General features: G+C 62.3%; 25 protein-coding genes. 8 read left to right on the top strand and 17 right to left on the bottom strand.

Features of this window, described 5'->3' with window-relative positions; genetic code table 11:
• Positions 1-14: 14 nt before the first annotated feature.
• The 5 genes from JG739_RS22265 to JG739_RS22285 all read right to left on the bottom strand — a co-directional run bounded on the left by JG739_RS22265 (position 15) and on the right by JG739_RS22285 (position 4380).
• Positions 15-503, bottom strand: a complete 489-nt coding sequence (locus JG739_RS22265) for a molybdenum cofactor biosynthesis protein MoaE (RefSeq protein ID WP_202367582.1) — start codon at positions 501-503, stop codon at positions 15-17.
• A 1-nt stretch (position 504) separates the two neighbouring features.
• On the bottom strand, positions 505-762 hold the full coding sequence (moaD, locus tag JG739_RS22270; RefSeq protein WP_202363400.1) for a molybdopterin converting factor subunit 1: 258 nt from the start codon (positions 760-762) through the stop codon (positions 505-507).
• 1 nt (position 763) lies between these two features.
• Positions 764-1360, bottom strand: coding sequence for a CDP-diacylglycerol--glycerol-3-phosphate 3-phosphatidyltransferase (gene pgsA / locus JG739_RS22275; RefSeq protein ID WP_128185562.1), 597 nt, complete (start codon positions 1358-1360; stop codon positions 764-766).
• 159 nt (positions 1361-1519) lie between these two features.
• Positions 1520-3607, bottom strand: a complete 2088-nt coding sequence (gene uvrC, locus JG739_RS22280) for an excinuclease ABC subunit UvrC (RefSeq protein ID WP_202363401.1) — start codon at positions 3605-3607, stop codon at positions 1520-1522.
• Positions 3604-4380 (bottom strand): SDR family oxidoreductase, encoded by a 777-nt coding sequence (locus tag JG739_RS22285; RefSeq protein ID WP_202363402.1) that lies wholly within the window; start codon positions 4378-4380, stop codon positions 3604-3606. The genes uvrC and JG739_RS22285 overlap by 4 nt, the downstream gene beginning before the upstream one ends.
• A gap of 407 nt (positions 4381-4787) precedes the next feature.
• On the opposite strand from JG739_RS22285, the gene JG739_RS22290 reads away from it, so the two are divergent.
• The gene (locus tag JG739_RS22290) at positions 4788-5438 is read left to right on the top strand and encodes an outer membrane protein (protein ID WP_202363403.1); all 651 of its coding nucleotides are present in this window, start codon (positions 4788-4790) and stop codon (positions 5436-5438) included.
• Between the two features lie 74 nt (positions 5439-5512).
• Here the strand turns inward: JG739_RS22290 and JG739_RS22295 are convergent, their stop codons facing one another.
• A complete protein-coding gene (locus JG739_RS22295; protein WP_202363404.1) occupies positions 5513-6109 on the bottom strand; it encodes a glutathione S-transferase family protein in 597 nt (198 codons plus the stop codon).
• 460 nt (positions 6110-6569) lie between these two features.
• Here JG739_RS22295 and JG739_RS22300 point away from each other — a divergent pair, with 460 nt between their 5' ends.
• Both JG739_RS22300 and JG739_RS22305 read left to right on the top strand, forming a co-directional pair.
• On the top strand, positions 6570-7136 hold the full coding sequence (locus tag JG739_RS22300) for a hypothetical protein (protein ID WP_202363405.1): 567 nt from the start codon (positions 6570-6572) through the stop codon (positions 7134-7136).
• A gap of 420 nt (positions 7137-7556) precedes the next feature.
• Positions 7557-7895, top strand: coding sequence for a transcriptional regulator (locus JG739_RS22305; RefSeq protein WP_123149743.1), 339 nt, complete (start codon positions 7557-7559; stop codon positions 7893-7895).
• Here JG739_RS22305 and JG739_RS22310 read toward each other — a convergent pair.
• The 9 genes from JG739_RS22310 to JG739_RS22350 all read right to left on the bottom strand — a co-directional run bounded on the left by JG739_RS22310 (position 7865) and on the right by JG739_RS22350 (position 16323).
• Positions 7865-8317, bottom strand: a complete 453-nt coding sequence (locus JG739_RS22310; RefSeq protein WP_123149744.1) for a hypothetical protein — start codon at positions 8315-8317, stop codon at positions 7865-7867. The two genes, JG739_RS22305 and JG739_RS22310, sit on opposite strands and share 31 nt — an antisense overlap.
• A 132-nt stretch (positions 8318-8449) precedes the next feature.
• Positions 8450-9295: a 23S rRNA (adenine(2030)-N(6))-methyltransferase RlmJ gene (locus JG739_RS22315; RefSeq protein WP_202363406.1), complete on the bottom strand. Its 846-nt coding sequence runs from the start codon at positions 9293-9295 to the stop codon at positions 8450-8452.
• 3 nt (positions 9296-9298) lie between these two features.
• The gene (locus JG739_RS22320; RefSeq protein ID WP_202363407.1) at positions 9299-9913 is read right to left on the bottom strand and encodes a hypothetical protein; all 615 of its coding nucleotides are present in this window, start codon (positions 9911-9913) and stop codon (positions 9299-9301) included.
• Between the two features lie 196 nt (positions 9914-10109).
• Complete coding sequence (locus JG739_RS22325) at positions 10110-11210, bottom strand: ABC transporter ATP-binding protein (protein ID WP_202363408.1); 1101 nt, start codon at positions 11208-11210, stop codon at positions 10110-10112.
• A 10-nt stretch (positions 11211-11220) separates the two neighbouring features.
• Complete coding sequence (locus JG739_RS22330; RefSeq protein ID WP_202363409.1) at positions 11221-12054, bottom strand: carbohydrate ABC transporter permease; 834 nt, start codon at positions 12052-12054, stop codon at positions 11221-11223.
• 13 nt (positions 12055-12067) lie between these two features.
• On the bottom strand, positions 12068-13003 hold the full coding sequence (locus tag JG739_RS22335; RefSeq protein ID WP_202363410.1) for a carbohydrate ABC transporter permease: 936 nt from the start codon (positions 13001-13003) through the stop codon (positions 12068-12070).
• 120 nt (positions 13004-13123) lie between these two features.
• Positions 13124-14383 carry an ABC transporter substrate-binding protein gene (locus JG739_RS22340; RefSeq protein WP_202363411.1) on the bottom strand — a complete coding sequence of 420 codons (1260 nt, stop codon included), beginning with the start codon at positions 14381-14383 and terminating at the stop codon, positions 13124-13126.
• A gap of 27 nt (positions 14384-14410) precedes the next feature.
• Positions 14411-15586, bottom strand: a complete 1176-nt coding sequence (locus tag JG739_RS22345; RefSeq protein WP_202363412.1) for a PLP-dependent transferase — start codon at positions 15584-15586, stop codon at positions 14411-14413.
• The gene (locus tag JG739_RS22350; RefSeq protein ID WP_202363413.1) at positions 15583-16323 is read right to left on the bottom strand and encodes a FadR/GntR family transcriptional regulator; all 741 of its coding nucleotides are present in this window, start codon (positions 16321-16323) and stop codon (positions 15583-15585) included. Before JG739_RS22350 ends, JG739_RS22345 begins: the two co-directional genes overlap by 4 nt.
• 320 nt (positions 16324-16643) lie before the next feature.
• Between JG739_RS22350 and JG739_RS22355 the strand changes: the two genes are divergently transcribed.
• Positions 16644-17366 carry a haloacid dehalogenase type II gene (locus JG739_RS22355; RefSeq protein ID WP_202363414.1) on the top strand — a complete coding sequence of 241 codons (723 nt, stop codon included), beginning with the start codon at positions 16644-16646 and terminating at the stop codon, positions 17364-17366.
• A gap of 73 nt (positions 17367-17439) precedes the next feature.
• Here the strand turns inward: JG739_RS22355 and JG739_RS22360 are convergent, their stop codons facing one another.
• Both JG739_RS22360 and JG739_RS22365 read right to left on the bottom strand, forming a co-directional pair.
• A complete protein-coding gene (locus JG739_RS22360; protein ID WP_202363415.1) occupies positions 17440-17889 on the bottom strand; it encodes a DNA polymerase III subunit chi in 450 nt (149 codons plus the stop codon).
• Between the two features lie 19 nt (positions 17890-17908).
• A complete protein-coding gene (locus tag JG739_RS22365; protein WP_202367583.1) occupies positions 17909-19420 on the bottom strand; it encodes a leucyl aminopeptidase in 1512 nt (503 codons plus the stop codon).
• 175 nt (positions 19421-19595) lie between these two features.
• On the opposite strand from JG739_RS22365, the gene JG739_RS22370 reads away from it, so the two are divergent.
• From JG739_RS22370 to JG739_RS22385, 4 genes are read left to right on the top strand one after another with little or no spacing between them, the layout of a single operon-like run.
• Entirely contained in the window at positions 19596-19976 is a 381-nt protein-coding gene (locus tag JG739_RS22370) for a hypothetical protein (RefSeq protein WP_202363416.1), read from the top strand.
• Positions 19973-21175, top strand: coding sequence for an LPS export ABC transporter permease LptF (lptF, locus tag JG739_RS22375; protein WP_202363417.1), 1203 nt, complete (start codon positions 19973-19975; stop codon positions 21173-21175). Before JG739_RS22370 ends, lptF begins: the two co-directional genes overlap by 4 nt.
• 16 nt (positions 21176-21191) lie before the next feature.
• Complete coding sequence (gene lptG, locus JG739_RS22380; protein WP_202363418.1) at positions 21192-22274, top strand: LPS export ABC transporter permease LptG; 1083 nt, start codon at positions 21192-21194, stop codon at positions 22272-22274.
• Complete coding sequence (locus JG739_RS22385) at positions 22274-24691, top strand: LPS-assembly protein LptD (RefSeq protein WP_202363419.1); 2418 nt, start codon at positions 22274-22276, stop codon at positions 24689-24691. Before lptG ends, JG739_RS22385 begins: the two co-directional genes overlap by 1 nt.
• Positions 24692-24754: the final 63 nt, after the last annotated feature.

Raw genomic sequence — 24754 nt, forward strand, 5'->3', positions numbered from 1 at the left:
GCGGGTGACGCGCCTCAATCTCGTTTCGGCACGGCCTGTTTCCAGCGGCTTGCGGCCTCGTCGTCGGCCTCCTTGGCGTCGACCCAGCCGCCTTGCGAGCCGTCGGTGTGGTGTTCCTTCTTCCAGAACGGTGCGCGCGATTTCAAGTAATCCATCAGGAAGTTCGCCGCCTCGAACGCCGCCTGCCGGTGGGCGGAGGCAGCGACCACCAGCACGATGTTCTCACCGGGCGCGATCCTGCCGTGGCGATGGATGGCGGTGAGCCCCTGCAGCGGCCAGCGGCGAACCGCTTCGGCGGCGATGCGCCCGATCTCGGCCTCGGCCATGCCGGGATAATGTTCGAGTTCGAGTGCCGCGAGCCTGCCCGCTTCATCGCGGCAGAGACCTGAGAAAGTCACCACGGCGCCGATGTCGGCGCGGCCTTGCGTCATCCTGGCGATCTCGGCGGCGACATCGAAATCCTCCGCCTGGATGCGCACCGTCGGCACCACCGCGCCGGGCATTTCAGCCACCCGTCATCGGCGGGAACAGCGCGATCTCGCGCGCGCCCGATAGCTTCTCGCGGTGCTCGACATGTTCCTGGTTGATGGCGACGCGGATCACGTCAGCATATTGCAGCGCGTGCTCGTACTCCTCGCCGCGCGTTTTCAGCCAGCGCAGCAGGTCGGCCACCGTCTCGATGCCGGCGGGCAAATCGACGTCCTCTTGCGGCTTGCCGATCCGCTCGCGCACCCAGGCGAAATAGATGAGCCTCGTCGACATGCTACTCGTCCATGATGTGCTTGAGGCCGGCGCGGAAATAGTCGTAGCCGGTGTAAAGCGTCACCAGCGCGGCGATCCACAACAGCACAAGCCCGATCTGGGTGGTCAGCGGGAAGATCTTGTCGCCGGCAGGTCCCGCGAGCAGGAAGGCGATGGCGATCATCTGGATGGTGGTCTTCCACTTTGCCAGCTGCGTCACCGGAACCGATACCTTCAGCGCCGCCAGATATTCGCGCAGGCCGGAGACGAGGATCTCGCGGCACAGGATGATGATTGCCGCCCACAGCGACCAGCCGGCGATGCCGGCATGCCTATCGGTATCGGCCGCCAGCAGCAGCAGGCAGGTGGCGACCAGCAACTTGTCGGCGATCGGATCGAGCATCTTGCCGATATTCGAGGTCTGCTGCCAGGCGCGCGCCAGATAGCCGTCGAAATAATCGGTGATCGAGGCGAGCAGGAAAATGATCAGCGCCGACCAGCGGGCGAAGTCACTCGACTTCAGATGGCCTTCGAGAAAAAAACACAGCACAACCAGCGGCACCGCGAGGATGCGGACGTAAGTGAGCATGTTGGGCAGGTTGAATGCGCGCTGGGCCATATCTTTGGAACTCTTTCTGCCTGCCTACTCAAATCAGAAGCGAATGTGGGGGGTCAACAGGTGATAGTCGATGGACCAGCCGAAAATAGCCGGCAATCGCCTTAAAGTGCGATGCATGTCGTTGTCCCAAAACCGCTGCACACTTTTGGGCGACATGCATCAGCTCTCGTGAAAATGGTTGTAGACCAGCTTGGCGACCTGCTCGGAAATGCCGTCGACCTTGACCAGATCCTCGATCGCGGCGCGGCTGACCGCCTTGGCGGTGCCGAAATGCATGAGCAGCGCGCGCTTGCGGCCGGGACCGATGCCGCTGATCTCGTCAAGCGGGCTCCTGACCATCTCCTTCTTGCGGCGGGCGCGGTGCGAGCCGATGGCGAAGCGGTGGACCTCGTCGCGCAGCCGCTGAACGAAATAGAGCACGGGGTCGCGCACAGGGAGCGAAAATGGCGGCTTGCCCCTGACGAAGAAGCGTTCGCGGCCGGCGTCACGGTCCTGGCCCTTGGCGATGCCGATGGCCTGGACACGGTCCTCGATGCCGAGGTCCGCGAGGATTTGTCGCACAGCCGTCATCTGGCCCTGGCCGCCATCGATGAGGATGACGTCTGGCCAGGCCGGGAAGCCGCCCGCATCCTCGAGATCGTCGCCCTGTTCGGCCAAGGCGTCGTCGGCCGCCTGTTCGCTCCCCGGCACATCGCCATGTTCCTTCAGGAGGCGGGAGAAACGCCGCTCCATCACCTCGCGCATCATGCCGAAATCGTCTCCCGGCGTGATCTCGGTCGAGCGGATGTTGAACTTTCGGTACTGGTTCTTCACGAAGCCTTCCGGCCCGGCGACGATCATGGCGCCGACGGCGTTGGTGCCCATGATGTGGGAGTTGTCATAGACCTCGATGCGCACCGGCGGTTTCTTCAGGCCGAAAGTCTCGGCGAAACCGGTGAGCAACCGCCCTTGCGTCGAGGTCTCGGCCAGCCGGCGGCCGAGCGCCTCACGGGCATTCTGCAGGGCGTTGTCGGTCAGGTCCTTCTTCTCGCCGCGCTGCGGCACCGAGATCGCCACCTTGCGACCCACGCGGGTGGAGAGCGCCTCAGCCAGCAATTCCTGGTCCTCGACGGCCTGCGACAACAAGATGGTGCGCGGCGTCGGCTTGTCGTCATAGAATTGCGCCAGGAACGAGCCCAGCACCTCGGCCGCCTCCAGCGCCGGATCGGCCTTGGGGAAATAGGCGCGGTTGCCCCAGTTCTGGCCGGTGCGGAAGAAGAACACCTGGATGCAGACCTGGCCGCCTTCCTGATGGATGGCGAAGACATCGGCCTCGTCGACGGTCTGCGGGTTGATGCCCTGATGGCTCTGCACATGCGATAGCGCGGCCAGCCGGTCACGATAGATGGCGGCGCGCTCGAAATCGAGATTCTCCGCGGCCTGCTGCATGGCGGCGGAGATGTCGGTCTTCACCTTCTGGCTGCGGCCGGACAAGAAGTCCTTCGCCTCAGCGACCAGCCTGGCATAGTCACTATGCGAGATTTCGCCGGTGCAGGGGCCGGCGCAGCGCTTGATCTGGAACAGCAGGCACGGCCGGGTGCGGTTCTCGTAGAAGGAGTTGGTGCAACTCCTGAGCAGGAAGGCGCGCTGCAGCGAGTTGATGGTGCGGCCGACGGCGCCTGCCGAGGCGAAGGGGCCGAAATAGTCGCCCTTGCGCGAGCGCGCGCCGCGGTGCTTGTAGATGCCGGGCGAGACATGGTCGCCGGACAACAGGATGTAGGGGAACGACTTGTCGTCCCGCATCAGCACATTGAATCGCGGCCGCAAGCGCTTGATAAGGTTGGCTTCCAGCAGCAGCGCTTCGATCTCGGTGCGGGTGACGACGAACTCCATCGTCGCCGTCTCGCGCACCATGCGGCCGATGCGGCTGGTGTGGAAACGGCCTTGTGCGTAATTGGTCACCCGCTTCTTCAGGCTGCGTGCCTTGCCGACATAGAGCACGTCGCCTGTGGCATTCATCATGCGGTAGACGCCTGGCGCGTTGGGCAGCCGTTTGACCAGCGTCTGGATGACTTCGGCGCCGACCATGCCGTCGGCATCGCCGGCATGCGGCGTCCAATCGATGGCCGTGAAGGCGACATCAGGGCCGCCGGAACCGGGAGCTGACGGTTCGACGATCTCCTCCGCCACCTCGTCTTCGAGGTCGACATCGGGGGGCAGGTCGTCGGCGGCGCCGCCGCGTTTGTGTTTCTGGTCCATGGGACTCATTCGACAATGCCTGTCACATCCGGCGTCTGCCATGCAAGGTGCTGGCCGCCGTCGAGCGCGATCATCTGGCCGGTGACCGAGCTTGCGCCCCAGAGATAGCGGATGGTGGCGCCGAATTCAGGCAATTCCGGGCCGCGCTTCAGGATCAGGCCGTCGACCTGTGCGGCAAAGTCGCTGTCTTGCTGACGCGCGCTCTTCAGCGTCGGGCCAGGACCGATGGCATTGACGCGAATGCGGGGAGCCAGCGCCTGCGCCATCACCTGCGTCTGCGTCCACAATGTCGATTTCGATAGCGCATAGGAAAAATAGCGTGGCGTCGGCCGCCAGACGCGTTGGTCAATCATATTGACGATCAGCCCTTCCTCGCCTTTCGGCAGCGCGCGGGCGAATTGTTGCGCCAAAAATGCAGGCGCCTTCACGTGGATGGCGAAGTGACGGTCCCAGGCAAGCCAGTCGACGTCCTGAACCGTATCGTCCACGAACAGCGACGCATTGTTGACCAGCAGTGTAACAGGCCCAAGCGCGGCTTCGGCGCCGCCAACGAGGTCCTCGACCGCGGCCATGTCGGTCAGGTCGGCGGCGACCACAGCAGCGCGGCCACCCTGGCCAAAGCGACCGCCGTTGATCCGCGCGGCCAATGCTTCCGCCTCGGCCCGCGAGCGGTTGCAATGGATGGCGACGGCAAAACCGTTCGCGGCGAGATCCTCGACGATCGCCCTGCCGATCCGCTTGCCCCCGCCCGTCACCAGCGCCGTTCCAGCGGCCTTGCTCATCCTGTCAATCCTCAATGGGCTTCGATTTCAGCCAGCCCGCGAACTATGGCCGGCGAAGCGTTAAATGCCGTTCGGACCTTGGGCAGCATTGTGGCAAAGCGGCCGGATCGGTCTTTCGACTGTGGCCGGGACTCGGCCGTCAGACCGCAATATAGGGCTCCGGACCCCTTGCTCCAAGCGGTGTTCAGCGCGGCCCGGCAAAGCCTCCTGACACCATCTGTTGCGCTGATGCAACGTCAAAATTCAGCCTCATTCGTGCCGGGTAATGACCCAAGTTCAGGTTCGCTTCAGCCGCATTTCGACACGACATTCGGAGCCGTTGAGCGCCAGACCCGTTTATCCCCCCGGCGGGTTGAGGGCGCTTGTGAAAAGCAAGCCAGTGCCTGTGGCTTAAGGAGTAAAGAACAATGCAAGCCAATCTTAAATTTGCGCGACCGCTGGCGGTGGCGTTCGGGCTCTTCGCCTTCGGCGGAACCGCCTATGCTGCTGACGTCATCGCGGAAGAGCCGCCGGCCCCCGCCCCGATCGCCGAACTTCCGGTCGCTTCCTGGGCCGGTCCCTATGCCGGTGTGAGCGTCGGCTACGGCTTCAGCGGTCACGCCGATGCCGAGGATATCGGCACTGACGTCGACACCGATGGTTTTGTCGGCGGCGTCTTCGGCGGCTATCAGTGGCAGGCGGAGAACTTCGTCTACGGTGCTGAAGCCGATATCGGCTATAGCGGCATCGAGGGCGACGATGGTGGCGTCGAGGCCAAGGGCGGCTTCGAAGGCTCGCTGCGTGCCCGCCTCGGCTACGCCGTCACCCCGGAAATCCTGCTCTACGGCACCGCCGGTGGCGCGCTCAAGAACCAGGAGATCGAAGCGGCCGGCGTCAGCGACGAACAAACCATGCTCGGCTGGACGGCCGGCGTCGGTACCGACATCAAGATCACCGACAATGTGTTCGGCCGTGTCGAGTATCGCTACACCGACTTCGGCGACAAGGACTTTGACGGTATCGGCAAGGTCAAGTCGACCGACAACCGCGTCACCTTCGGCGTCGGTATGAAGTTCTAAAATCGCCCAAGCCACGACACGAAAAAGCCGGGCCTCGTGCCCGGCTTTTTTATGACCCCTTCTCTGGCTGCCGCTCACGCCGGGACGCAGGGTTTCAGCTCCGGAAACTTCTCGTCAAATCGCGCCGCCCAGCGGATCAGCCGATTGCGACCCTTTTCCCATTTTCCGGCAAAGCGCAGTGAGAGATAGCCAAGGCAGGCGCGCAGCGCCAGCTGGCCGGCGGTGATCTTCTTTGGCAGCTTTGGCGGATTGGCGTTGAGCAGATCGAGCGCGCTGGTGATCTTCGCCCACTGGCGGTCGAGCCACGGTTGGTAGACCATGTCTTCGGGGCGCGTGCGCCGCTCATAGACCATCGACAGCGCGCAGTCGCAGATGCCGTCGGCCAGTGCCTCAAGCACTTCCGCCTCGAGGCGCTTGTCGGGATTGCGCGGAAACAGCGCGTTCTTCGACATGCGGTTGAGATGCTGGGTAATGGCGCGGCTATCGTGGATCGAGCGGCCGTCGTCGAGCACCAGCACCGGAATCTTGCCGAGCGGATTGGCGTCGATCAGTTCAGCCGGTTTGGCTTCGGTTTTGATCGGCACGAGATCGACGGCGATGCCGGCATAAAGCGCGGCCATGCGCACTTTGGAACTATAGGGTGACGTGGACGCGTAGAGCAGTCTGGGCATGATCGGGTTCCTGTTTGCCGAGTACAGAGCATGGACGCGCAAATGACGCTGTAGCACTTTGAATTTTGCGTATGATCCGTTTCCGCGACACTGTTGGCCGGACAACGCGGCATGATCAACAGCCCACAGGCGGAAAACCGGGCGCCACGGCGAACGACCGTCCTCTTCCACGATCGCGAGGCAAATGAGCGGTACAGTTCCAGCCTACGAGCATCTGAACAGGTCAGATGGATCCGAGACCGAGCCAACTCGGTCTTGCACCAAAAATTTCCCTCCGGGCACAGAGAAATGCCCCGCCGGACTTCGCCATACGGCGAAGTCGTGGGAGCTGCGAAAAGCTGCCTTCCCTCCGCCTCTGTTGCTGCTCGAGCACTGACCCTGCGAGCGAGGCGCCTGTCCGGCACCCGCCCTCAACCGTCTTCAGCACTGTCCTCCGCGTGCGAAGAAACGCGATTACTTCTTGGCGGTCGCGGCCTTCGCCTTTGGCTTGGCCGCAGGCGCTGCTTTCTTCACCGCTACCGATGACTTCGCTGCAGCCGCTTTCTTTGCCGGCGCAGCCTTCTTTGCCTGTGCAGTCTTGGCAGGCGAAGTCTTGGCAGGCGCAGCTTTCTTCGCTGCCGGCTTGGCCGCGGCCTTTGCAGCCGGCTTCTTGGCCGGCGCTGCTTTTGCCTTGGCGGGCGCAGCCTTCTTGGCAGGTGAAGTCTGGGCAGGTGCTGCTTTCTTCACTGCCGGTTTTGCCGCGGCCTTTGCGGCCGGCTTCTTGGCCGGCGCTGCTTTTGCCTTGGCCGCGGCGGCCTTCGGCTTGGCAGCAGGTGCTGCTTTCTTCACAGCGGCCGCGGCCTTTGCCGCCACTGCTTTTACTGGTGCTTTCTTTGCCGGTGCCTGCTTTGCCGGTGACTTGGATGCCGGCGCTTTGGATGACTGTTTAGCCATATCATGCCCCTTAGTTGTGCCGACGGCCGTTAATGACCCGGCGCGTAATGCATACCTGACTCGCGCTTGTCTAGCCAGCGAAGCATCAGCATGATTTTTACAGTTTAACTTTCGGTTACAGGCGACACACGCTCGTGCCGATTTTGCAAAATGCCGGCGCTGCTCTTTGAGCTTTGCCAGGGGTTTGCGACAGACATTTTGTGCGCTTTGCCGGAACCAATCCCACTTCAAGGCGCTGAAGGTTAGCAAGCCTTTTTTGTTCGTTGATCGTCGACCGACAACACCATGACGGGCTGCTTCATCGATCTCATCTTCTTGTTCTACCAGGCGATCTACACAAGCTGCAAAAGCAAAGCGCGGCCCATTCCGCCGTGACTTGTCCGTGGTTGACAGATTACTCTATTTGGCAGAGTATTCTGAATCTTCGGGAAGAGCGCATGTCATTCGCGCAATATCGGGCGGCGCTGTCCCAGATCAGTGAGACTGAACGCCGGACACCACAGCAGGCCCGATAATGGCTGCCGACGAAATCATCCACCAGAGCGTGCGGCTCAGGATCATGGCGGCACTGAATTCTCTGGAACGGCGCGAAGCGCTGGAATTCACCCGATTGAAGGCTATCGTCAATGCGACCGACGGCAATCTCGGCGCGCATATCGATACGCTTGCCACGGCGGGCTATGTCGATGTCGAAAAGCTGTTTGTCGGACGTCGACCGCAGACGCGGGTCAAGGCGACGTCAATCGGACGGCGCGCCTTTCGCGGTCACGCCGCCTTCCTTCGCGCCATCCTCGATGAGGCAGAGCAGCCCGGCAAACGCGTTCAGCGCAGGACGCGGCAGCGGCCGTTGTAGACCATCCAGCGGTCGAAGCCCGCGACGCAGAATTCGACATTATCGCCGATCGAGGCAAAGCCCTGCCCTTCCTCGATCAGATACCAGATGGTGCGGGCGTGGCCGTCGGACAGGCTGACGGTGGCGCCGCAATAGCGGCGGCCGATCGGCCAGGTTTCGTTGGCTGGCAGATAGCGATGCTGGTGGATGCCCTGGAAATCGACAATCTCGACGTCGGGCAGATTCGGCACGTGGTGCACCTGGTAGGAGAAGCGGCTGGTGATCTTGTTCAGCACCCAGGCCTCACCGCAAACGCCGCTGTCTTCTTCGGTATAGACGGCAAGGTCGGCTGCCTTTGCTGCCTGGGTGACAGCGAGTGACGTGCCAAGCGGCGTGCAAAGCGCGATCAGTGCGGCAAGGGCGGATTTGGCGAAGCGAGTCATGGCAGCCTCTTATTGTCGACTGCGTGCACTGTGCGGATTCGCTTGCGCGCGGTCAAGCGGTTGTAGCGACAATGGTTTCCTAGTCTGAAATCGCCTTCAACCAGGGCAGGCGCGCGGATACGTCTGCCACCTCTACGCCGCCAGCCATTCCAGCGTCCAATGCGCCGGTTTTTCAACGACAAGCAATTTGTGCAAGGCCGGCAGCAGCGTGCGTAATTCGCCTTCCAGCGTGAACGGCGGGTTGACCACCACCATGCCGCTGCCGTCAAGGCTGGGCTCGGCTGATGGCGGCCTGATCTCGAAGCCGATGTCGAGCAGCTTCGGGACACCTGATTGCGCCAGCGCCTTGCGGAAGGCGGCGACCGCCTTGCGGTCCTTAACCGGATACCACAACGCATAGACGCCGCCGGGCCAGCGCTTGTGGGCTTTTCGCAGCCCATCGACGAGGCGGTCGAATTCGCCCTCCTCCTCGAACGGCGGATCGACCAGCACGAGGCCGCGCTTTTCCTTCGGCGGCAGATGCGCGCCGAGTGCCAGCCAGCCGTCGAGTTCGATCACCCGGGTCTGGAAGTCGCCTTGGAACAGCACCCTCAGCTTCGCGGCGTCCTGACGATGCAACTCGATCGCCGACAACCGGTCCTGCTTGCGCATGAGATGACGCGCGATCAGCGGCGAGCCCGGATATTTTTTCACGCCGCCTTCAGGATTGAGCGAACGGACGGCTTCCAGATAAGGCGCCAGCAGTGCTGCCGCCGGCCCGTCAAGCGCGGCATCGACCAGTCGGCCGATGCCGCCTTGCCATTCGCCGGTCTTTTGCGCTTCAGTCGACGACAGGTCGTAGCGGCCGACGCCGGCATGGGTGTCGATGACGCGAAAGGCCTTGTCCTTCTGCTTCAGATACTCGACGAGCCGGCTCAGCACGACATGCTTGACGACATCGGCGAAGTTTCCGGCGTGATAGGCGTGGCGGTAATTCACGATCTAGTTCGAGCCCCTGCCCCAGCGTGGCGGTGGCGGCTGCGAGTTCGGTTCTTGAGGCCGGCGGCCGCCGTAACGAAGCGCCAGTACCAGCCCGATCAGGCCGACAGCCATTAGCGAGAAGCCGACCGGCTGCGCCCGTTGATCGACCTCGCCAACGCCGGAACGCAGCACGAGGTCCACCGCCCGCATCTCGATGCCTTCGGCGTCGCCCGGGCCGATGGTGAAGAGGTGCGGGCCGGGGCTGACCTTCGCGATCAGGCCGGCTTCGTCGCGAAAGATCTTGTCCGGCAGTTGCGGGCTGACCTGGCGCGGATTTTCCGAATGGTTGAATTGCAGCGTCGAGGCGAGCACCGTCCTGCCGCCGGTGGCGGCGGTCAGCGTCAGCACGGTGCGCTGTTGCGAGACGACGATGCGTTCGGTTCTCGCGGTGAGATCGACCAGCACCCGCACCGGCGCGTCTCCAGCGGCCAGCGGCACTGTCGCCGGCATGAACCGGCCCTGTTCGTAGACCCGCCAGGAACCGATCTCATGGCCGGAGAAATTGGTCATCGCCCAGGGATAGACGACGCCGATGCCGATGCCGGCGAGCAGGATCAGAAGAAACAGAAAGCGCATGCGCTCGACTACCTTGCCCGAATATTAGCATTAGCGCCGCCGCGGGCGCGTTCCATCTCGTCCCAGAGCCATGTCGAGGCCGAGATCGAAATGTCGTATCGAATTCGGCGGTGCCAAGATAGACAATAGCATCGGACCCAAAGGTGGGAACCGGATATGGGAAAATCCGAATGATCTGAGCGGCCGATAAGGAGGATCAGCCCTTCCCCTTCTGGAGGCTCGTTTCCGATGCGCGCATTCCAGTCTCGTCGAACAAATGCAGATGTTGCGGCGGGAAAGCCACCGTCACCGTCGGGCCAGCCGTCAGCGCCGCCCTGTCCAGCGTGAAGACGTTGAATGGCAGGCCATGCAGGCCGAGATGCAGGATGATGCCGAAGCCGGTCGGCTCGATCAGGTCGACTGTCGCCCTCAGGCCGCTCTCCGATGCCGGCGACATCTCGACATGCTCCGGCCGGATTCCGAGCGTCACCGCCACGCCTTGCTCCAGTTGATAACCAGACGAAAGCCCAATCAGCGTTCCGTCAGGCAATCGTGCGCCGGCCGTCCCTGCGCCGACCTCATAGCGCGCCGACAGAAAATTCATGGCCGGCGATCCGATGAAGCCGGCCACGAACAGGTTGGCAGGGCGGTCGTAAAGCTCCAACGGGCTGCCGACCTGCTGCACGACGCCCTCATGCATGGCGACGATCCGGTCGGCTAGTGTCATCGCCTCGATCTGGTCGTGGGTGACATAGATCGAGGTCGCGCCGAGGTCGCGGTGCAGCTTCTTGATCTCTGCCCGCATCTGCTCGCGCAAGCGCGCATCGAGATTGGACAGCGGCTCGTCGAACAGGAATGCCTTGGGCTGTCGCACGATCGCACGGCCCATCGCCACGCGCTGGCGCTGACCGCCCGACAATGCCTTCGGCCGCCGCGCAAGCAGCGGCTGCAGTTCAAGTTTCCTGGCTGCATTGCTGACGGCGGCCGTGATCTTCTCGCGGGCAGCCTTGCGGATGCGCAGGCCGTAGCTCATGTTCTCAGCGACATTCATGTGCGGATAGAGCGCGTAGGACTGGAACACCATGGCGATGTCGCGATCCTTGGGCGCCCGCTCATTGACGCGCATGCCGTCGATCCGGATCTCACCTTCGGTCACCTCCTCGAGCCCGGCGATCATGCGCAGCAAAGTGCTCTTGCCGCAGCCCGATGGCCCCACCAGCACCACAAACTCGCCGTTCTCTATCGACAGGTCGACGCCGTGCAGCACGGAGACGATGCCGAAATTCTTGCGGACGTTGCGGATGTCGATCGATGCCATGGAACCTCACTCAGCCCTTGACCGCGCCGGCCGTCAGGCCCTGGACCAGATAGCGCTGGATGAACAGGAAGAAGAGGCAGGCCGGGATCAGCGCCAGCACGCCGGCCGCCATCATCTGCCCGAAATCGACCGAAAACTTCGACACGAAGGTGAGCAGACCGACCGGAAACGTGGCGGCGCTGTTGCCCGAAATCAGCATCAGCGCGAACAGCAGTTCGCTCCATGCGGCGGTGAATACAAAACCCAGCGTCGCCGCAATGCCGGGCAGCGTCAGCGGCAGGACGATCTGGCGAAACGCCATGAACTGCGTGGCGCCATCGATCTTGGCCGCCTCCTCCAGTTCCTTGGGAATGCCGTCGAAAAACGACTGCATCAGGAACGTCGCGAAGGGGATGTTGAAGGCGGTGTAGACGATCACCAGCCCGGTCAGGCTGTTGGTCAGCCCGAGCGGCGAGAGCATCTTGAAGATCGGCGCGACCAGCATCACCAATGGAAACATCTGGGTGAGCAGCATCAGGGCGACCAGCCAGTATTTGCCGCGGAAGGTGAAGCGCGACAGCGCATAGCCAGAAAGAGACGCAAGCAGCGTCACGATCACGGCCGTCGCGCCGGCAACGATCAGGCTGTTCCTGAAGAAGATCGGGAAGGCGCTGTGGGCCAGCACGAAGCGGAAATGTTCAAAGCTTATCCGCGACGGCCACATCCGCACGCCCTCGGAATAGAGCAGGTCGTTCGGCGTGACCGATACTTTCAACAACCAGAACAGTGGGAACAGTGCAAAGAGAACGTAGCCAAGGATCGCCAGGCGGTGCAGCGCGGTGCCAAAGGACGAATAGCTGTTCATCTGGTCATCCCGATCAGGCCCGATCCATCAGGATCTGCCGCAGCATGACGATCAGCATCGAATAGGCGAGCAACAGGACAAGCAGCACCAGCGCAATGGCCGAGGCATAGCCGAAATCCAGGGCCCTGAAGGCTTGCGTGAAGATGTAGCTCGCGACGATCTGCGTGCGGTCGGCAGGCCCGCCGCTGGTCATGACGATGATCAGGTCGGCGAAGTTCGAGATCCAGACGGTGCGCAACAGCACGGTGATCGCAATGGTCGGCGCAAGGAATGGCAACGTGATCGACGTGAACCGCCTGAAAGCCCCGGCGCCGTCGATCGCCGCCGCCTCGTAGAGGTCGCGCGGGATGGCCTGGAGCGCGGCCAGCAGCGTGATGGCGAAGAAGGGAATGCCCCACCAGACGTTGGCGATGATCGGTCCCCACATGGCAAGCTGCGGATTGGAAAGGATGTTGGCCGGCTCATTCATGAGGCCGAGCGCATAAAGCCAATGCGGCAGCGGTCCGATGACCGGGTTGAACAGCCACGCCCAGTTGAGCCCGGTGAGGAAAGTCGGCACCGCCCAGGGCAGGAACACCAGCGCCTGCGCTATGGCGCGGCCGGCAAACGGCCGGTCGAGCAACAGCGCCAGGACCAGGCCGAACACGAATTGCAGCAAGACGGATGCGCCGGTCCACCACAGCGTGTTGCGCAGCGCGCGGTAAAAATTGTCGTCGTCATAAAGGGTGCGAAAATGATCGAGCCCGACATACCCGCCAGAGAAGGGATTGAGCAAGTGCACGTCGCGGAAGGCGTAGGACAGGCCTAGCACCAGCGGCGCCAGCATGATTGTGACGATCAGAATCCACGCCGGGGCGGTGTAAAGATATGGCTCGGCGTGGCGCGTGATCCGGTCGACCAGCGATCGGCGGCGCGATTCCGGGAACCCGGCGGTGGCGTCAATAACCATCAGCTAACGCTTTCGTTCCAATTGGCCATCCTCCTCAATCGATCATCCTCCCAATCGACCATGGACCAACCCTATCGGAGCCACCCATGATGGGCGGCTCCGATGCCTGGCGTACGCCGTCTATTTCTTGGCCAGGTATTTCTGCTGCGCCTTGGTCAGATAGTCGGCCCACTGGTTGGCCATTTCCTCTGGCGTGATATCGCCAAGCAGTGCCTGTTGACTGGTCTTGATGACCATCGAGTCCTTGAAGAAGGCGAACTCCTCGAGATAGGTCGGCATGACCGTTGGCACTGCATCCTTGTCCTCGAGTTCGGCGAACCAGCCCTTGAACTGCTCGCTTGCGTAGAAGGGATCCTTTTCGGCCGACTTGTGGACCGGCAGCGCTCCGGTGCGTTTGTTCCACTCGACATTGCCCTCGGGCCCTTCGAGCGTTTCGATCAGCTTCCAGGAGAGGTCCTTGTTCTGGCTGGCCACCATCATCGACCAACCGGCATAGCCGATGGTCGGGAACGTCTTGCCGCTCGGCCCCTTCGGCATGGTCGTGACGCCGTAGTCTTCCGGCTTCATCCGCTCGGCTATCGCGATCAGCGCGTCTGGATCCTGATCAAGCATTGCGCAGGTGCCGGTGTAGAATCCGGCGACGATTTCGTTAAAACCCCAGTTGACGCTATCCTTCGGCGCCAATCCCTTCTTGTACAGGTCGACGACCCAGGTCAGTCCCTTGACCCAGCCTTCGCTGTTCATCGTCGAGGTGCCGTCCTCATTGAAGAACTCGTTGGAGCCGGCCATGGTTGCGCCGAACATGATCCAGCCGTTGAGGCCACCCGGCCCGCCGCGCAGGCAGTAGCCATATTTGCCTGGAAGCTTGGATACTTTCTCCGACGCCGCCACGAACTCGTCCATCGTCTTGGGCGGCTCGGTGACACCGGCCTCCTTGAACAGCTTCTTGTTGTAGAACATCGCCCGGAGATAGAAGCCGTAGGGCAGCATGTAGGCGGTGTTGTTCACGTCGCGGCCGAGTTCGAGCGCGCGATCGGTGAGGCCCGATGTGTGCTCCCATTTGGCAATATAGGGTTCGAGGCTTTCGAGAAGGCCGTTGTTGGCATAGAGCGACAGCCAGGTATCCGGCATCTCCATGACGTCGGGGATTTCGCCGGCGGACACCATGGTCGCAAATTTCTGGAACGCCTCGCCCCAGGGCAGTGAGATCACCTCGACCTTCGTGCCCGGATTGGCCGCCTCGAATTTGGAGACGATCGACTTCAGGGTTTCGGTACGCTCGGGGCTGGTGATCACCTCCACGAGCTTCAGCGTCGTGTCGGCGAGTGCAGCACCCGACATCAGTACGGTGGCGAATGCGGCGATAAGAAGCTTCTTCATTTTCCGTTCCCTTCTTGTCTGGTTGCTTCAGGTCTTTTCTTCGGAAGCAGCGTCGATCGCCGCTTCCAGGTCACTCCACAGCGCCTCGGTTCCCTCGAGGCCGACATGGAGACGCACGGACCGCGGATGGACGCCGAACGCCATCGCGGAATTCGGTTGGGCCTTCTGCTGCAGCACGACCTCGCCGGGCACGATGAGGCTTTCGTGGCCGCCCCACGACACGCCCAGCTTGAACAGCTTGAGGCGGTCGGCAAACGTGCGGATGTCGATGCCGTCGCGGAACACAAACGAGAACAGGCCCGACGTGCCGGTGAGCCCCGCGGGAAGCAGGTTGGCCAATCCTGGATGGCAGACCCTCTCGACGATTGGATGATCCCGCAGGCGCCGTGCGATTTCGAGGCCGGAGACCTGATGCGCGCGCATCCGGATCGGCAGCGTGCGCAAGCCGCGAATCAAGAGCCAGGCATCGAATGGCGACAGCTTGCCGCCGAGATAGGGATAGGCTTCGCCGCGGATGCGGCCGATCAATTCCTTCGAGCCCGCGACCACGCCGGCGACCACATCGCTGTGGCCGCCCAGGTACTTGGATGCGGAGTGGACCACAACGTCGACACCGAGCGACAGCGGCCGCTGAAAGACCGGGCTTGCCCAGCTGTTATCGATGATGGTCGGGATGCCGCGGGACTTTGCCAGCGTAGCGAGCGCACCGATGTCATGCGTTTCCATGACCCAACTGGTCGGGCTTTCCATATAGAACAACCTGGCGCCAGGCAGGGCGCTCGCGACGGCCGCCTCGTCGCGCCCGTCGACATAGGTCACCTCGATGCGCATGCGGGCTAGCAATGTCCCGAACAGTCTGAACGCGTCTGGGTAGATATGCCTGACCGCGACAATGCGGTCGCCCGGTTCGACGAAGCTCAGCACTGCCGATGAGATGGCGGACATGCCGCTTGCAAAACCGATCGCGTCCTCGGCGCCCTCCAGCTTTGCCAGCATTTCCTCGAACATGCGCACGGTCGGGTTCAGCCCGCGCGTGTAGGTCGGCCGCACTTTTTCGCCGCGGTATGTCTCGAGCATCTCGTCATAATTCGGGAAGGTGAAGAGCGAGGTCTGCACGATCGGCGGGACGACGGCATCGAAGGCGTTGCCCTCGTCATGGGCGGCGATCAGCGAGGCCTGGTCGAAAAAATCGGAACCGTTCATTTCGACATTTCCTCGATATCCTCTTCCACGATCTCGAGGATCTGCAGCGTTTTTCCGCGCGCCAGCTCCGCGTCCCCGGCGACGATGGCATCGAACAGCTCACGGTGATACGGGAACGATCGCCGCGCGAAATCCTGCCGGTCGAAAGGATGGTCCCAGAAGCGCTCGAACGCTTCGCGCATCTGCCCCAGGAGCTGCCGGAAAAGCGGATTGTGCGTGGCATCGTAGACCGCCAGGTGAAAGGCCAGGTCTTCCGGCCCCGACGTGCCGGTGGCGAGATGGACGCGCTCCATCTCGATGAGTTTCTCCTCGATCCTCCGCAGATCGTCGACCGTCCGCCGCCGCGCCGCAACCATGCTTGCCTCGGCCTCGATGCCGCGGCGCACCTCGAGTGTGTGCAAGAGACGGTCGCGCAGCTGTGCAGTATTGAGCGACAGCGGCAAATGGATCGTGCCGGCGGATATCGGCTTGAGCAGATAGGTGCCGCTGCCTTTGCGGGTCTCGGTGACGCCGAGCGCTTCGAAACGCCCGATCGCCTCGCGAATGGTCGAACGCCCCACGGAAAGCGCGGCCATCAATTCGCGTTCGGTCGGAAGCCGGTCACCACTCTTCAGGGCAGCGCGCTCGACATAGTCAGCCAGCGCTTCCATAACCTGTTTGCCGCGGTCCAACGGCGGGAGCGTGGCGATTGCCACACGCGTGGCAGGTGCCCCGGGCAGTTCGCCGCGTGTTCGCATAGGTACCTATGCCCGAAATTGGTCTGACATCTTAGCAGATTTGCGCGCCGCGCGCCTTTCGTCAAGTGGCCTGGGCAGTGTCTCAGTGTGCATATCGGCTCACACCCATCGCGGAACCTCGAATGTTGCCGCAAAGGGCGTCTTTCGCACATATCCTGAGCTTCGCGATAGTTTCACCCTGTCCATCCGGTCAATGGTTTGCCTCTCGCAAATTTTCCTCGCAAAAATGCGTGTTTCGCGGGCGATTGTTGGGACAGCCGCAAGGGGCGCTCGCCCCACCCAATGCGGTCATTTAGTGTGGGATCAAGGAGCCGATTGGGATGGCATTGGATGGCGTACGTGCGTTGGTATTCGACGTGTTCGGCACTGTCGTCGATTGGCGCAGCGGCGTGGCGCGCGAAGCTGAGCCGTTCCTGAAGTGGCATGGAGCAGGATCCACTATTCCTACCGCTTTCGCGGATGCGTGGCGCAGCCGTTACTCCCCAGCGATGGAGGAGGTGCGCAGCGGCCGGCGGCCTTTTACACGGCTCGACGTGCTGCATCGGGAGAATCTGGCAGCTGTTTTGCCAGAATTCGGGATCGACCCTGCTTCGGTGCCAGCGTCCGAACTGGACGAACTGAACCTGGCATGGCACCGATTGGAGCCATGGCCGGACGCGGTGGCCGGCCTCACACGGCTGAAGGCCCGCTATATCATCGCGCCGCTCTCGAACGGCAACATCGTCCTCATGCTCAACATGGCGAAGCGTAGTCGTATCCCCTGGGATGCGATCCTCGGCGCCGAAGTCGTGCAAGCCTACAAGCCTACGCCGGAAGCCTATCTTCGCACTGCTGACGTGCTGGCAATGAAGCCGAATGAGATCTGTCTTGTGGCCGCCCACAATGGCGACCTTGCAGCGGCTCGGGCATGCGGATTGCGAACTGCCTTTGTCCTGCGTCCGACCGAGCACGGGGTAACGCAGACGACGGATCTGCACCCTGATCAAGCGTGGGACCTGGTGGCCTGCGACTTCATTGACTTGGCTGAACGACTTGAGTTGTAGCGCGTCTCAACGAACAGCGCCGTGACCCGATTGCTCAGCGGCAGTCCCGGGTTAGCCAAAGAGGCAGGCGTTACTACGCCTTTCGTTCCCAGCGCCGGTCTGGCGTCTGCTGCCAATAGGTGACTGCGTGGCCGGCTTCCTTCATCGTCTTCCAATGCGCGCGCGCCGCCTCGACCTGAGCCGCATCGTGGCCGTCGAACAGGAACACGGCGCGCTCATAACCGGTAAGCTTCGGTGGCACCGCGCCGTCAACCAGGAAGCGTATCTGCGCCTCGTTCGCATTGTCATGGCCGGTGGTCAAAAGGATCGGCTGCTCGGCCAGAAAGGATTCGCGGTCCGTCGCATGCGCCAGGAAGGAATCGTCCCTGAAGGTCCAAAGATGCTGGTCCAGCGCGTCGCGCCGTTCCTCGGAGCCGGTCTGCACCACGGCGCGCCAACCGCGATCGACACTGCGCTCGAGCAGGCCGGGCAACGCATCTTCCAGAGTCGATTCGGTCAAGTGGTAGAACAGGACGTCGGCCATGATCGCGCCTTGAAAGGCCTCACTCCTCGTAGTTGTCGCGAACCAACCGGTCGAGCAGCCTGACGCCGAAGCCGGACGCCCATGACTGGTTGATCTCGCTGGACGGCGCGCCCATCGCGGTGCCGGCGATGTCGAGATGCGCCCAGGGTGCATCCCTGACGAAGCGCTGCAGGAACTGCGCCGCGATGATGGCGCCGCCATAGCGGCCGCCGATATTCTTCATGTCGGCATTTTTCGAATCGATCAGCTTGTCGTATTCGGTGCCGAGCGGCATCCGCCACACTCGTTCCTGCGTCGCCTGCCCGGCGCTCGTCAGCCGATTCGCCAATTCGTCATTGTTGGAGAACAGCCCGGCATAGTGCTGGCCGAGCGCGACCATGGTGGCGCCGGTCAGCGTCGCCAGATTGACCATGAATCTCGGCTGGAAGCGATCATTGCAGTACCACAGCGCATCGGCCAGGACGAGGCGGCCCTCGGCGTCGGTGTTGAGCACCTCGATGGTCTGGCCCGACATCGAAGTGACGATGTCGCCGGGGCGCTGCGCATGGCCGTCGACGGCATTTTCCACCAGCCCGATGACACCGACGACATTGGCCTTGGCCTTGCGCGCGGCGAGCGCGTACATCAGCCCGGTCACCGCGGCCGCGCCGCCCATGTCGCCCTTCATGTCCTCCATGCCGGAGGCCGTCTTTATCGAATTGCCGCCGGTGTCGAAAGTGACGCCTTTGCCGACGAAAGCAATCGGGCTGTCCTTGGCCTTGCCGCCGTTCCATCGCATGACGGCCAGGCGCGCCCCACGCGGCGAGCCTTGTGCGACGCCGAGCAGCGCACCCATGCCGAGCTTCTTCATCTCCTTCTCGACCAGGATCTCGACCGCGACGCCGAGCGCCTCCAGTTCGTTGACGCGGGCGGCGAATTCCACCGGCCCCAGTATATTGGCCGGTTCGTTGACCAGATCGCGCGCCAGGAGCACCCCGTCGATCACCGCCACCTCGTCGGAGAAGGCCTTTTTCGCCGCCGCCGGATCGGCGGTATGGATGATCACCTTAACGGGCTTTTTCGGCTCGGCCTTGTTACCGTCGCGCTGGCCGTCGCCATTGTCCTTTTTCGTCTTGTACTTGTCGAAAGCATAGCTGCGCAGAAGAATGCCCGCAGCAAGCTGTGCCGCTTGCCTGCCGCCGACGTCAGCACCCGGCAGATCGAGCACGACCGCCACCTCCGTCGCCTTGCGCAAGGATGCAGCGATCGTGCCGCCAAGCTTGAGCCAGGCATAGTCGTCGAGCGCCGAGACCTTGCCGGCGCCGACCGCCACCAGCCGGTCGAGCGATGTGCCCTCCGGCGCCAGCACTTCGACCAGGCCGGCGAACTTGCCGGAAAAGTCGGCCACCGGAAACGCCCGCTCCAGGGTCTTTGCCGGATCGCAAGCCTTTGCCGTGTCGCCGAGACCGCCATCGTTGGCCGCCAGGACGAAAACACTGCCCTTCTTGGGCGCTGCGAATTTGGCGAAGGCGATCGAAGGTCTCGAAGTCATCATGTCCTGCTTTCGGGAACGGCGTTGGTTTTTTTGGAAGAGTGCCTGGCGAAACCAGATATTTGGCTGTTTCCGACCGGAAGCACCACCCCAATTTTCAATCATCGCCGCTATCTGACGATCTGCTGCGCGATAGCGTTGGCCTGAAATCGTGCGTTTGGCGAAGCAACCGCGAATGCTTGGCCGCATGCCGGTAAACCACAGGCCGGCAATTTTGGGTTCCCGTCGCAGCTACGGCGGCCAGGACCGTGACCGGCGCGACATTTGGTCGTTTTCCGGCATTTGGCAAGACTTTGCCGGAATCCGATCCCATATGTCAGATGGAATCAATGGCGATTCGTCGCGGCACGGCCCCGCTTACTGCCGCAACCTGTTGTTAACCATTGATGTTCGCCCTTTCTTATCCAATGCCGCCGACACTCCGGCCACCGGAAATAACGATGTGGGACGGGAACCAGATCGAACACCCAACGGACCGGTTGTGCAGGCGTCTCCGGGCGACTACCTTGTCTGGAGGCATGATGCCGTTCGGCAAAATCGAGAAAAGCCTTCATGAAGGTCGTTGAACGCTACATCATGCGTCGTGCGTTGGCGGTCTTCCTCGCAGCGCTCATCTGGACGCTGGCGATCGTGTGGACGACGCAGGTGCTCGCCCGCATCGATCTCGTGACCGACAGCGGGCAGTCGGCGCTGACCTTCTTCGAGGTCGCTGCTCTGATCATTCCGTCGATCGTCCCTATCGTCGTGCCCTTCGCCCTGGTGGTCGCGGTCGCGCAGACACTGAGCGCGATGAATTCCGATTCTGAGCTTGCCGTCTTGAACGCCGCAGGCGCTTCGCGCTGGACCATCGTCAGGCCGATCATGCTCCTGGCGCTGGCGGCCAGCGTTTTTTCGTTCGCCGTCGACAACGGCGTCGACCCCTATGCACGACAGAAAAACCGCGAGCTGGTGGCGTCGTCGCGCGCCGATCTTCTGTCGCTCGTCATCCAGGAAGGCACCTTCCGCAAGATCGACGACGGCCTGTTCCTGCAGATCGGCGAGCGGCTTCCGGACAACCGCCTTGGCGGCATTTTTGTCGCCGATTCACGCGAAGAAGGCGTCAACCTCATCTACTACGCCAAGAGCGGCGCCATCATTGAAAGCGGCGACGAGAGGGTGCTGATGATGAACGACGGCGTCATCCACCGCGAAACGCTGGCCGGCGATCTTTCGGTCATCCGGTTCACCTCCTATGCCTTCGACCTGTCGGCCTTCATGTCGGCCTCATCAGAGGTATTGCTCTTGCCGAAGGACCGGACGACACAGTACCTGCTCAATCCCAGTCCGAACGACAAGATGTTCCAGAAAAGGCCGAACAAGTACCTGGCCGAGGTCCACCAGCGTTTCTCCGAATGGTCCTATTCACTCGTTTTCGCGCTGATCGCGCTTGCGGTCGCGGGAGACGCGCGCTCCCATCGCGAGGCGCGCATTCATCCGCTGATCACGTCTATCGCGATTGCTCTTTTCGTGCGCTGGCTCGGTTTCTTTGCCGCTGGCAAGGCCGACAACATTCCGCAATACGCCTATATGGTCTACGGCGTTCCTATCGTGGCGTCCGCAGTCGCGACATGGTTCATCGTCTCCAACCGGACCATGGAGCTGCCGGTCGCCTGGGCCGACTGGATGACGAATTTCGCCGGCCGCTTCGGTGAGGGCTGGAGCGCCCTGAAGCTCCGCTTCGCCAGGCGCGGCGCTTCTGGCCAAGGGGCCGGCTGATGGGCTGGACACACTAATGGGCTGGACTCTGGGCAGATACTTCTTCTTCCGCTACGTGACGATCACCATCTGGTTGTTCATCGGCCTCCTGGCGCTTGTGTTCCTGATCGACTTCACCGAGCTTTCCGGCCGCACGACCGGCTTGCCGGGTTTTACCTACGGCACGGCGTTTGCCATTTCAGGGTTGCGAATGCCGATGATCATGCTGCAGACGGTGCCGTTCGTCGGCCTGTTCTCGGCAATGGCGACGCTGGTCTCGCTCAATCGCAGGTATGAACTGGTCATCGCACGTTCCGCCGGCGTCTCCGCATGGCAATTCCTGCTGCCGTGCTGCATCGGGGCGCTGCTGTTCGGGGTGTTGTCGGTCGGCATCATCAATCCGATCGCCGCGTATGCGTTTTCCTGGTCCGAGAAAATCGAAACCCAGCTCCGCTCCGGCAAGTCGAACACCGTCTCGGCTGACGCCGAGCCCTGGATCCGGCAGAAAACCAGTTCCGGCGATACCATCATCGGCGCGCGCGCCATCCTCAATCAAGGCCTGGAGATGGCCGACGCCGCCTTCTTCGTCCTCAACCCGCAAGGCGACATCGTCGAACGCAAGGACGCGGCGCACGCCTATTTGCGGGATGGCTACTGGGAACTGCAGGACGTCAAGGTGTTCCGGGATGGCAACATCCAATCGGTGGCAACCGACCGCATACCGACCGATCTCAAGCCCGAGTTCGTGCAAGAGCGTCTGGCGCGCCCGGAAACCATCCCGTTCTACGATCTGCCCGGCAAGATCGAGGTTGCCCGCTCCTTCGGCCTCAAGGCAAATGCCTTTGCCATGCAGTTTGATTCACTGGTAGCGCTGCCGTTCCTTCTCGTCGCCATGACTTTGATCGCCGCAACGGTGTCGATGCGATTTGCGAGGATGGGACAATCCGCGACGATGATTCTGGGTGGCGTCCTGGCCGGGTTTCTGCTTTATGTCGTGACAGTGCTGGTCAAGGCATTCGGCGTGGCGGGATTCGTACCCACAGTCGTCGCTGCATGGGTTCCGGTTGTCGTGGCTATGTTCTTCGGGGTGACTTTCTTGCTGTACAAGGAAGACGGCTAGTGAGGGGGGCGGTTTTGCGCAGCCATAGGCAGGCCGATTCGGCGCGCCTCTATGGGGCGAGCGCCTTGGCGTGCCTGCTCGCTTGCATCGTTCCGAGTATCCCGGCTTTTGCCCAGGATATCAGCAGCATGGCAGCCGACGTTCCCGCCGGTTCGCAAATGCTGCTGGCGGCAGATACGCTGGTCTATGACAATGACAACCAGACCGTAACGGCCGTCGGCGGCGTGCAGATCGATTATGGCGGCAACCGCCTCGTCGCCCAGCGGGTGGAATACAATCGCAACACCAAGCGGCTCGTCGCCAGCGGCAATGTCGAGGTCATCAACAGCGACGGCACCAAGATCTATTCGCAGCATGTCGACATCACCGACGATTTCGCCGACGGCTTCGTCAACGCGCTGCGTGTCGAAACCGTCGACAAGGCCTATTTCGCCGCCGAAAGCGCGGAACGCATGGGCGGCGTGCTGACGACGTTCCACAACGGCGTCTACACGGCCTGCGAGCCGTGCGAGGACCAGCCGGACAAAGCGCCGACCTGGCGCATCAAGGCCAGAAAGATCATCTGGAACGGCGAAAAGAAGACGGTTCGCTTCGAGAATTCGAATTTCGAGTTCTTCGGCTTTCCGATCGCCTATCTGCCGGCCTTCGAAATTGCCGACCCGACCGTCAAGCGCAAGAGCGGCTTCCTGATCCCCGGCATCGCTTACAAGAGCGACCTCGGCCTCGGCGTCAAAGTCCCCTATTATTTCGCGCTCTCACCAACCTACGACCTCACCGTCACCGGCAGCGGCTATACCAAGCAGGGCTTTCTCGGCGAAGCCGAGTGGCGCCAGCGCTTCAACAACGGCCAGTACAGCCTGAAGATCGCCGGCATCCGGCAAGAGGATCCCGACGAGTTCATCGACGGCGACGGGCGCAATGTCGATTCGGGTGCGGCCGGCGACCCGAACGAGTTCCGCGGCATGATGGGCACCAAGGGCCAGTTCGCTATCAATCCGCGCTGGGACTTCGGCTGGGATGTCCTGTTGCAGACCGACAAGAACTTCTCGCGCACCTACGCCATCGAAGACTTCGGCGACAGCGTGCATCGCTCCTCGATCTACCTGACCGGCCTCAACGGCCGCAACTATTTCGACGTGCGCGCCATGCGCTTTGAGGTCCAGGAAGAGACACTCCCTGACGATCCGACCGCGCGCGCCGGCAAGCAGCCCTGGGTGCTGCCCTCGCTCGATTACGCCTACATCCCCGACATGGCGGTGGGCGGCGGGCAGTTGTCGCTCAATGTCAACGCGCAGGCCATCAGCCGCGACAGGCTGGACAGGACCCTTGCCGATCCGAACAACGCTGCGTCCGTCACCAGTGTACGCGGCATCGAGGGCCAGTCGGGCCGTCTCACCGCCGAAGCGGAATGGAAGCGCACCTTCACCACCGATGGCGGGCTGCTGCTGACGCCCCTGCTGGCGCTGCGCGGCGACGCCGGCTATGTCAACGCCTCTTCGGGATCGCTCAATGCCATCAATCAGATGGCGTCCAACCTCGGCGTCGACGACGATACGCGATCGTCGCTCGCCCGCTTCATGGCGACCGCCGGGCTGGAAATGCGCTGGCCGGTGCTGTTCTCGTCGACCAGTTCCAGTCACATCTTCGAGCCGATGGCCCAGGTCTTCATGCGTCCGAACGAGCAATATGTCGGCGGTCTCGCTGTTCCCAACGAGGACGCGCAGAGCTTCGTCTTTGATGCCACGACGTTGTTCGAGCGCGACAAGTTCTCCGGTTACGACCGCTTGGAAGGCGGCACGCGCGCCAATGTCGGGCTGCGCTATTCCGGCGCCTACGACAATGGCTGGAGCACCAACGCGCTGTTCGGCCAATCCTACCAGCTTGACGGCCAGAACTCCTTCGATGCGCCGGACCTGGTCAATGTCGGCGCCGATTCGGGCTTGGAGACCGAGACCTCCGATTATGTCGGCTTGGTCGGCTTCAACAGCCCCAGCGGGCTTTCCGGCTCGGTCAGCGGCCGTTTCGACGAGCAGAGCTTCGAGATTCGCCGCGCCGAGGTGAAGGCAGCCTATTCCGGCCTGCCGATTTCTTTCAGCGCCAAATACGCCTTCATCCAGGCGCAGCCGCTCTATGGCTTTACGACCGATCGACACGAGGTCACGCTCGGCGCCTCGGCGCAACTTGCCGAGAACTGGCGCATCTTCGGTACCGGGACCTACGATCTCGAGCAAAGCGTGCTGGTCAAGGACGGGGTTGGCTTTGCCTATAGCGATTCATGCTTCACCTATTTGATGACATTCTCGGAATCCCGCGACCTGAGCACCAAGGAAGTGTCACAGAATATCGGTTTCAACCTGTCGTTTCGCACGCTCGGCGATTTCGGCTCGACACAAAGCTCCTTCAACACTGTCCAGTAGCAGACGACTGGCCAATATCGGAACGGGCCGCCGGCCAACGCACGGCCCGAAATAAATTCACAG

The organism is Mesorhizobium sp. L-2-11 (assembly GCF_016756595.1).
Classification (GTDB): Bacteria; Pseudomonadota; Alphaproteobacteria; order Rhizobiales; family Rhizobiaceae; genus Mesorhizobium.

Excerpts from the sequence above, each read along its gene's own strand:
- JG739_RS22320 (WP_202363407.1), bottom strand. The coding sequence starts at position 9,913 with ATGCGCTTTCTGTTTCTTCTGATCCTGCTCGCCGGCATCGGCATCGGC.
- JG739_RS22345 (WP_202363412.1), bottom strand. The coding sequence starts at position 15,586 with ATGAACGGTTCCGATTTTTTCGACCAGGCCTCGCTGATCGCCGCCCAT.
- JG739_RS22265 (WP_202367582.1), bottom strand. The coding sequence starts at position 503 with ATGCCCGGCGCGGTGGTGCCGACGGTGCGCATCCAGGCGGAGGATTTC.
- uvrC (WP_202363401.1), bottom strand. The coding sequence starts at position 3,607 with ATGAGTCCCATGGACCAGAAACACAAACGCGGCGGCGCCGCCGACGAC.
- JG739_RS22305 (WP_123149743.1), top strand. The coding sequence starts at position 7,557 with ATGGCTGCCGACGAAATCATCCACCAGAGCGTGCGGCTCAGGATCATG.
- JG739_RS22360 (WP_202363415.1), bottom strand. The coding sequence starts at position 17,889 with ATGGCCGACGTCCTGTTCTACCACTTGACCGAATCGACTCTGGAAGAT.
- JG739_RS22340 (WP_202363411.1), bottom strand. The coding sequence starts at position 14,383 with ATGAAGAAGCTTCTTATCGCCGCATTCGCCACCGTACTGATGTCGGGT.
- JG739_RS22355 (WP_202363414.1), top strand. The coding sequence starts at position 16,644 with ATGGCATTGGATGGCGTACGTGCGTTGGTATTCGACGTGTTCGGCACT.
- JG739_RS22295 (WP_202363404.1), bottom strand. The coding sequence starts at position 6,109 with ATGCCCAGACTGCTCTACGCGTCCACGTCACCCTATAGTTCCAAAGTG.
- JG739_RS22330 (WP_202363409.1), bottom strand. The coding sequence starts at position 12,054 with ATGAACAGCTATTCGTCCTTTGGCACCGCGCTGCACCGCCTGGCGATC.
- JG739_RS22350 (WP_202363413.1), bottom strand. The coding sequence starts at position 16,323 with ATGCGAACACGCGGCGAACTGCCCGGGGCACCTGCCACGCGTGTGGCA.
- JG739_RS22335 (WP_202363410.1), bottom strand. The coding sequence starts at position 13,003 with ATGGTTATTGACGCCACCGCCGGGTTCCCGGAATCGCGCCGCCGATCG.
- moaD (WP_202363400.1), bottom strand. The coding sequence starts at position 762 with ATGTCGACGAGGCTCATCTATTTCGCCTGGGTGCGCGAGCGGATCGGC.
- JG739_RS22365 (WP_202367583.1), bottom strand. The coding sequence starts at position 19,420 with ATGACTTCGAGACCTTCGATCGCCTTCGCCAAATTCGCAGCGCCCAAG.
- JG739_RS22285 (WP_202363402.1), bottom strand. The coding sequence starts at position 4,380 with ATGAGCAAGGCCGCTGGAACGGCGCTGGTGACGGGCGGGGGCAAGCGG.
- JG739_RS22370 (WP_202363416.1), top strand. The coding sequence starts at position 19,596 with ATGCTTGGCCGCATGCCGGTAAACCACAGGCCGGCAATTTTGGGTTCC.
- lptF (WP_202363417.1), top strand. The coding sequence starts at position 19,973 with ATGAAGGTCGTTGAACGCTACATCATGCGTCGTGCGTTGGCGGTCTTC.
- JG739_RS22325 (WP_202363408.1), bottom strand. The coding sequence starts at position 11,210 with ATGGCATCGATCGACATCCGCAACGTCCGCAAGAATTTCGGCATCGTC.
- lptG (WP_202363418.1), top strand. The coding sequence starts at position 21,192 with ATGGGCTGGACTCTGGGCAGATACTTCTTCTTCCGCTACGTGACGATC.
- JG739_RS22290 (WP_202363403.1), top strand. The coding sequence starts at position 4,788 with ATGCAAGCCAATCTTAAATTTGCGCGACCGCTGGCGGTGGCGTTCGGG.
- JG739_RS22310 (WP_123149744.1), bottom strand. The coding sequence starts at position 8,317 with ATGACTCGCTTCGCCAAATCCGCCCTTGCCGCACTGATCGCGCTTTGC.
- pgsA (WP_128185562.1), bottom strand. The coding sequence starts at position 1,360 with ATGGCCCAGCGCGCATTCAACCTGCCCAACATGCTCACTTACGTCCGC.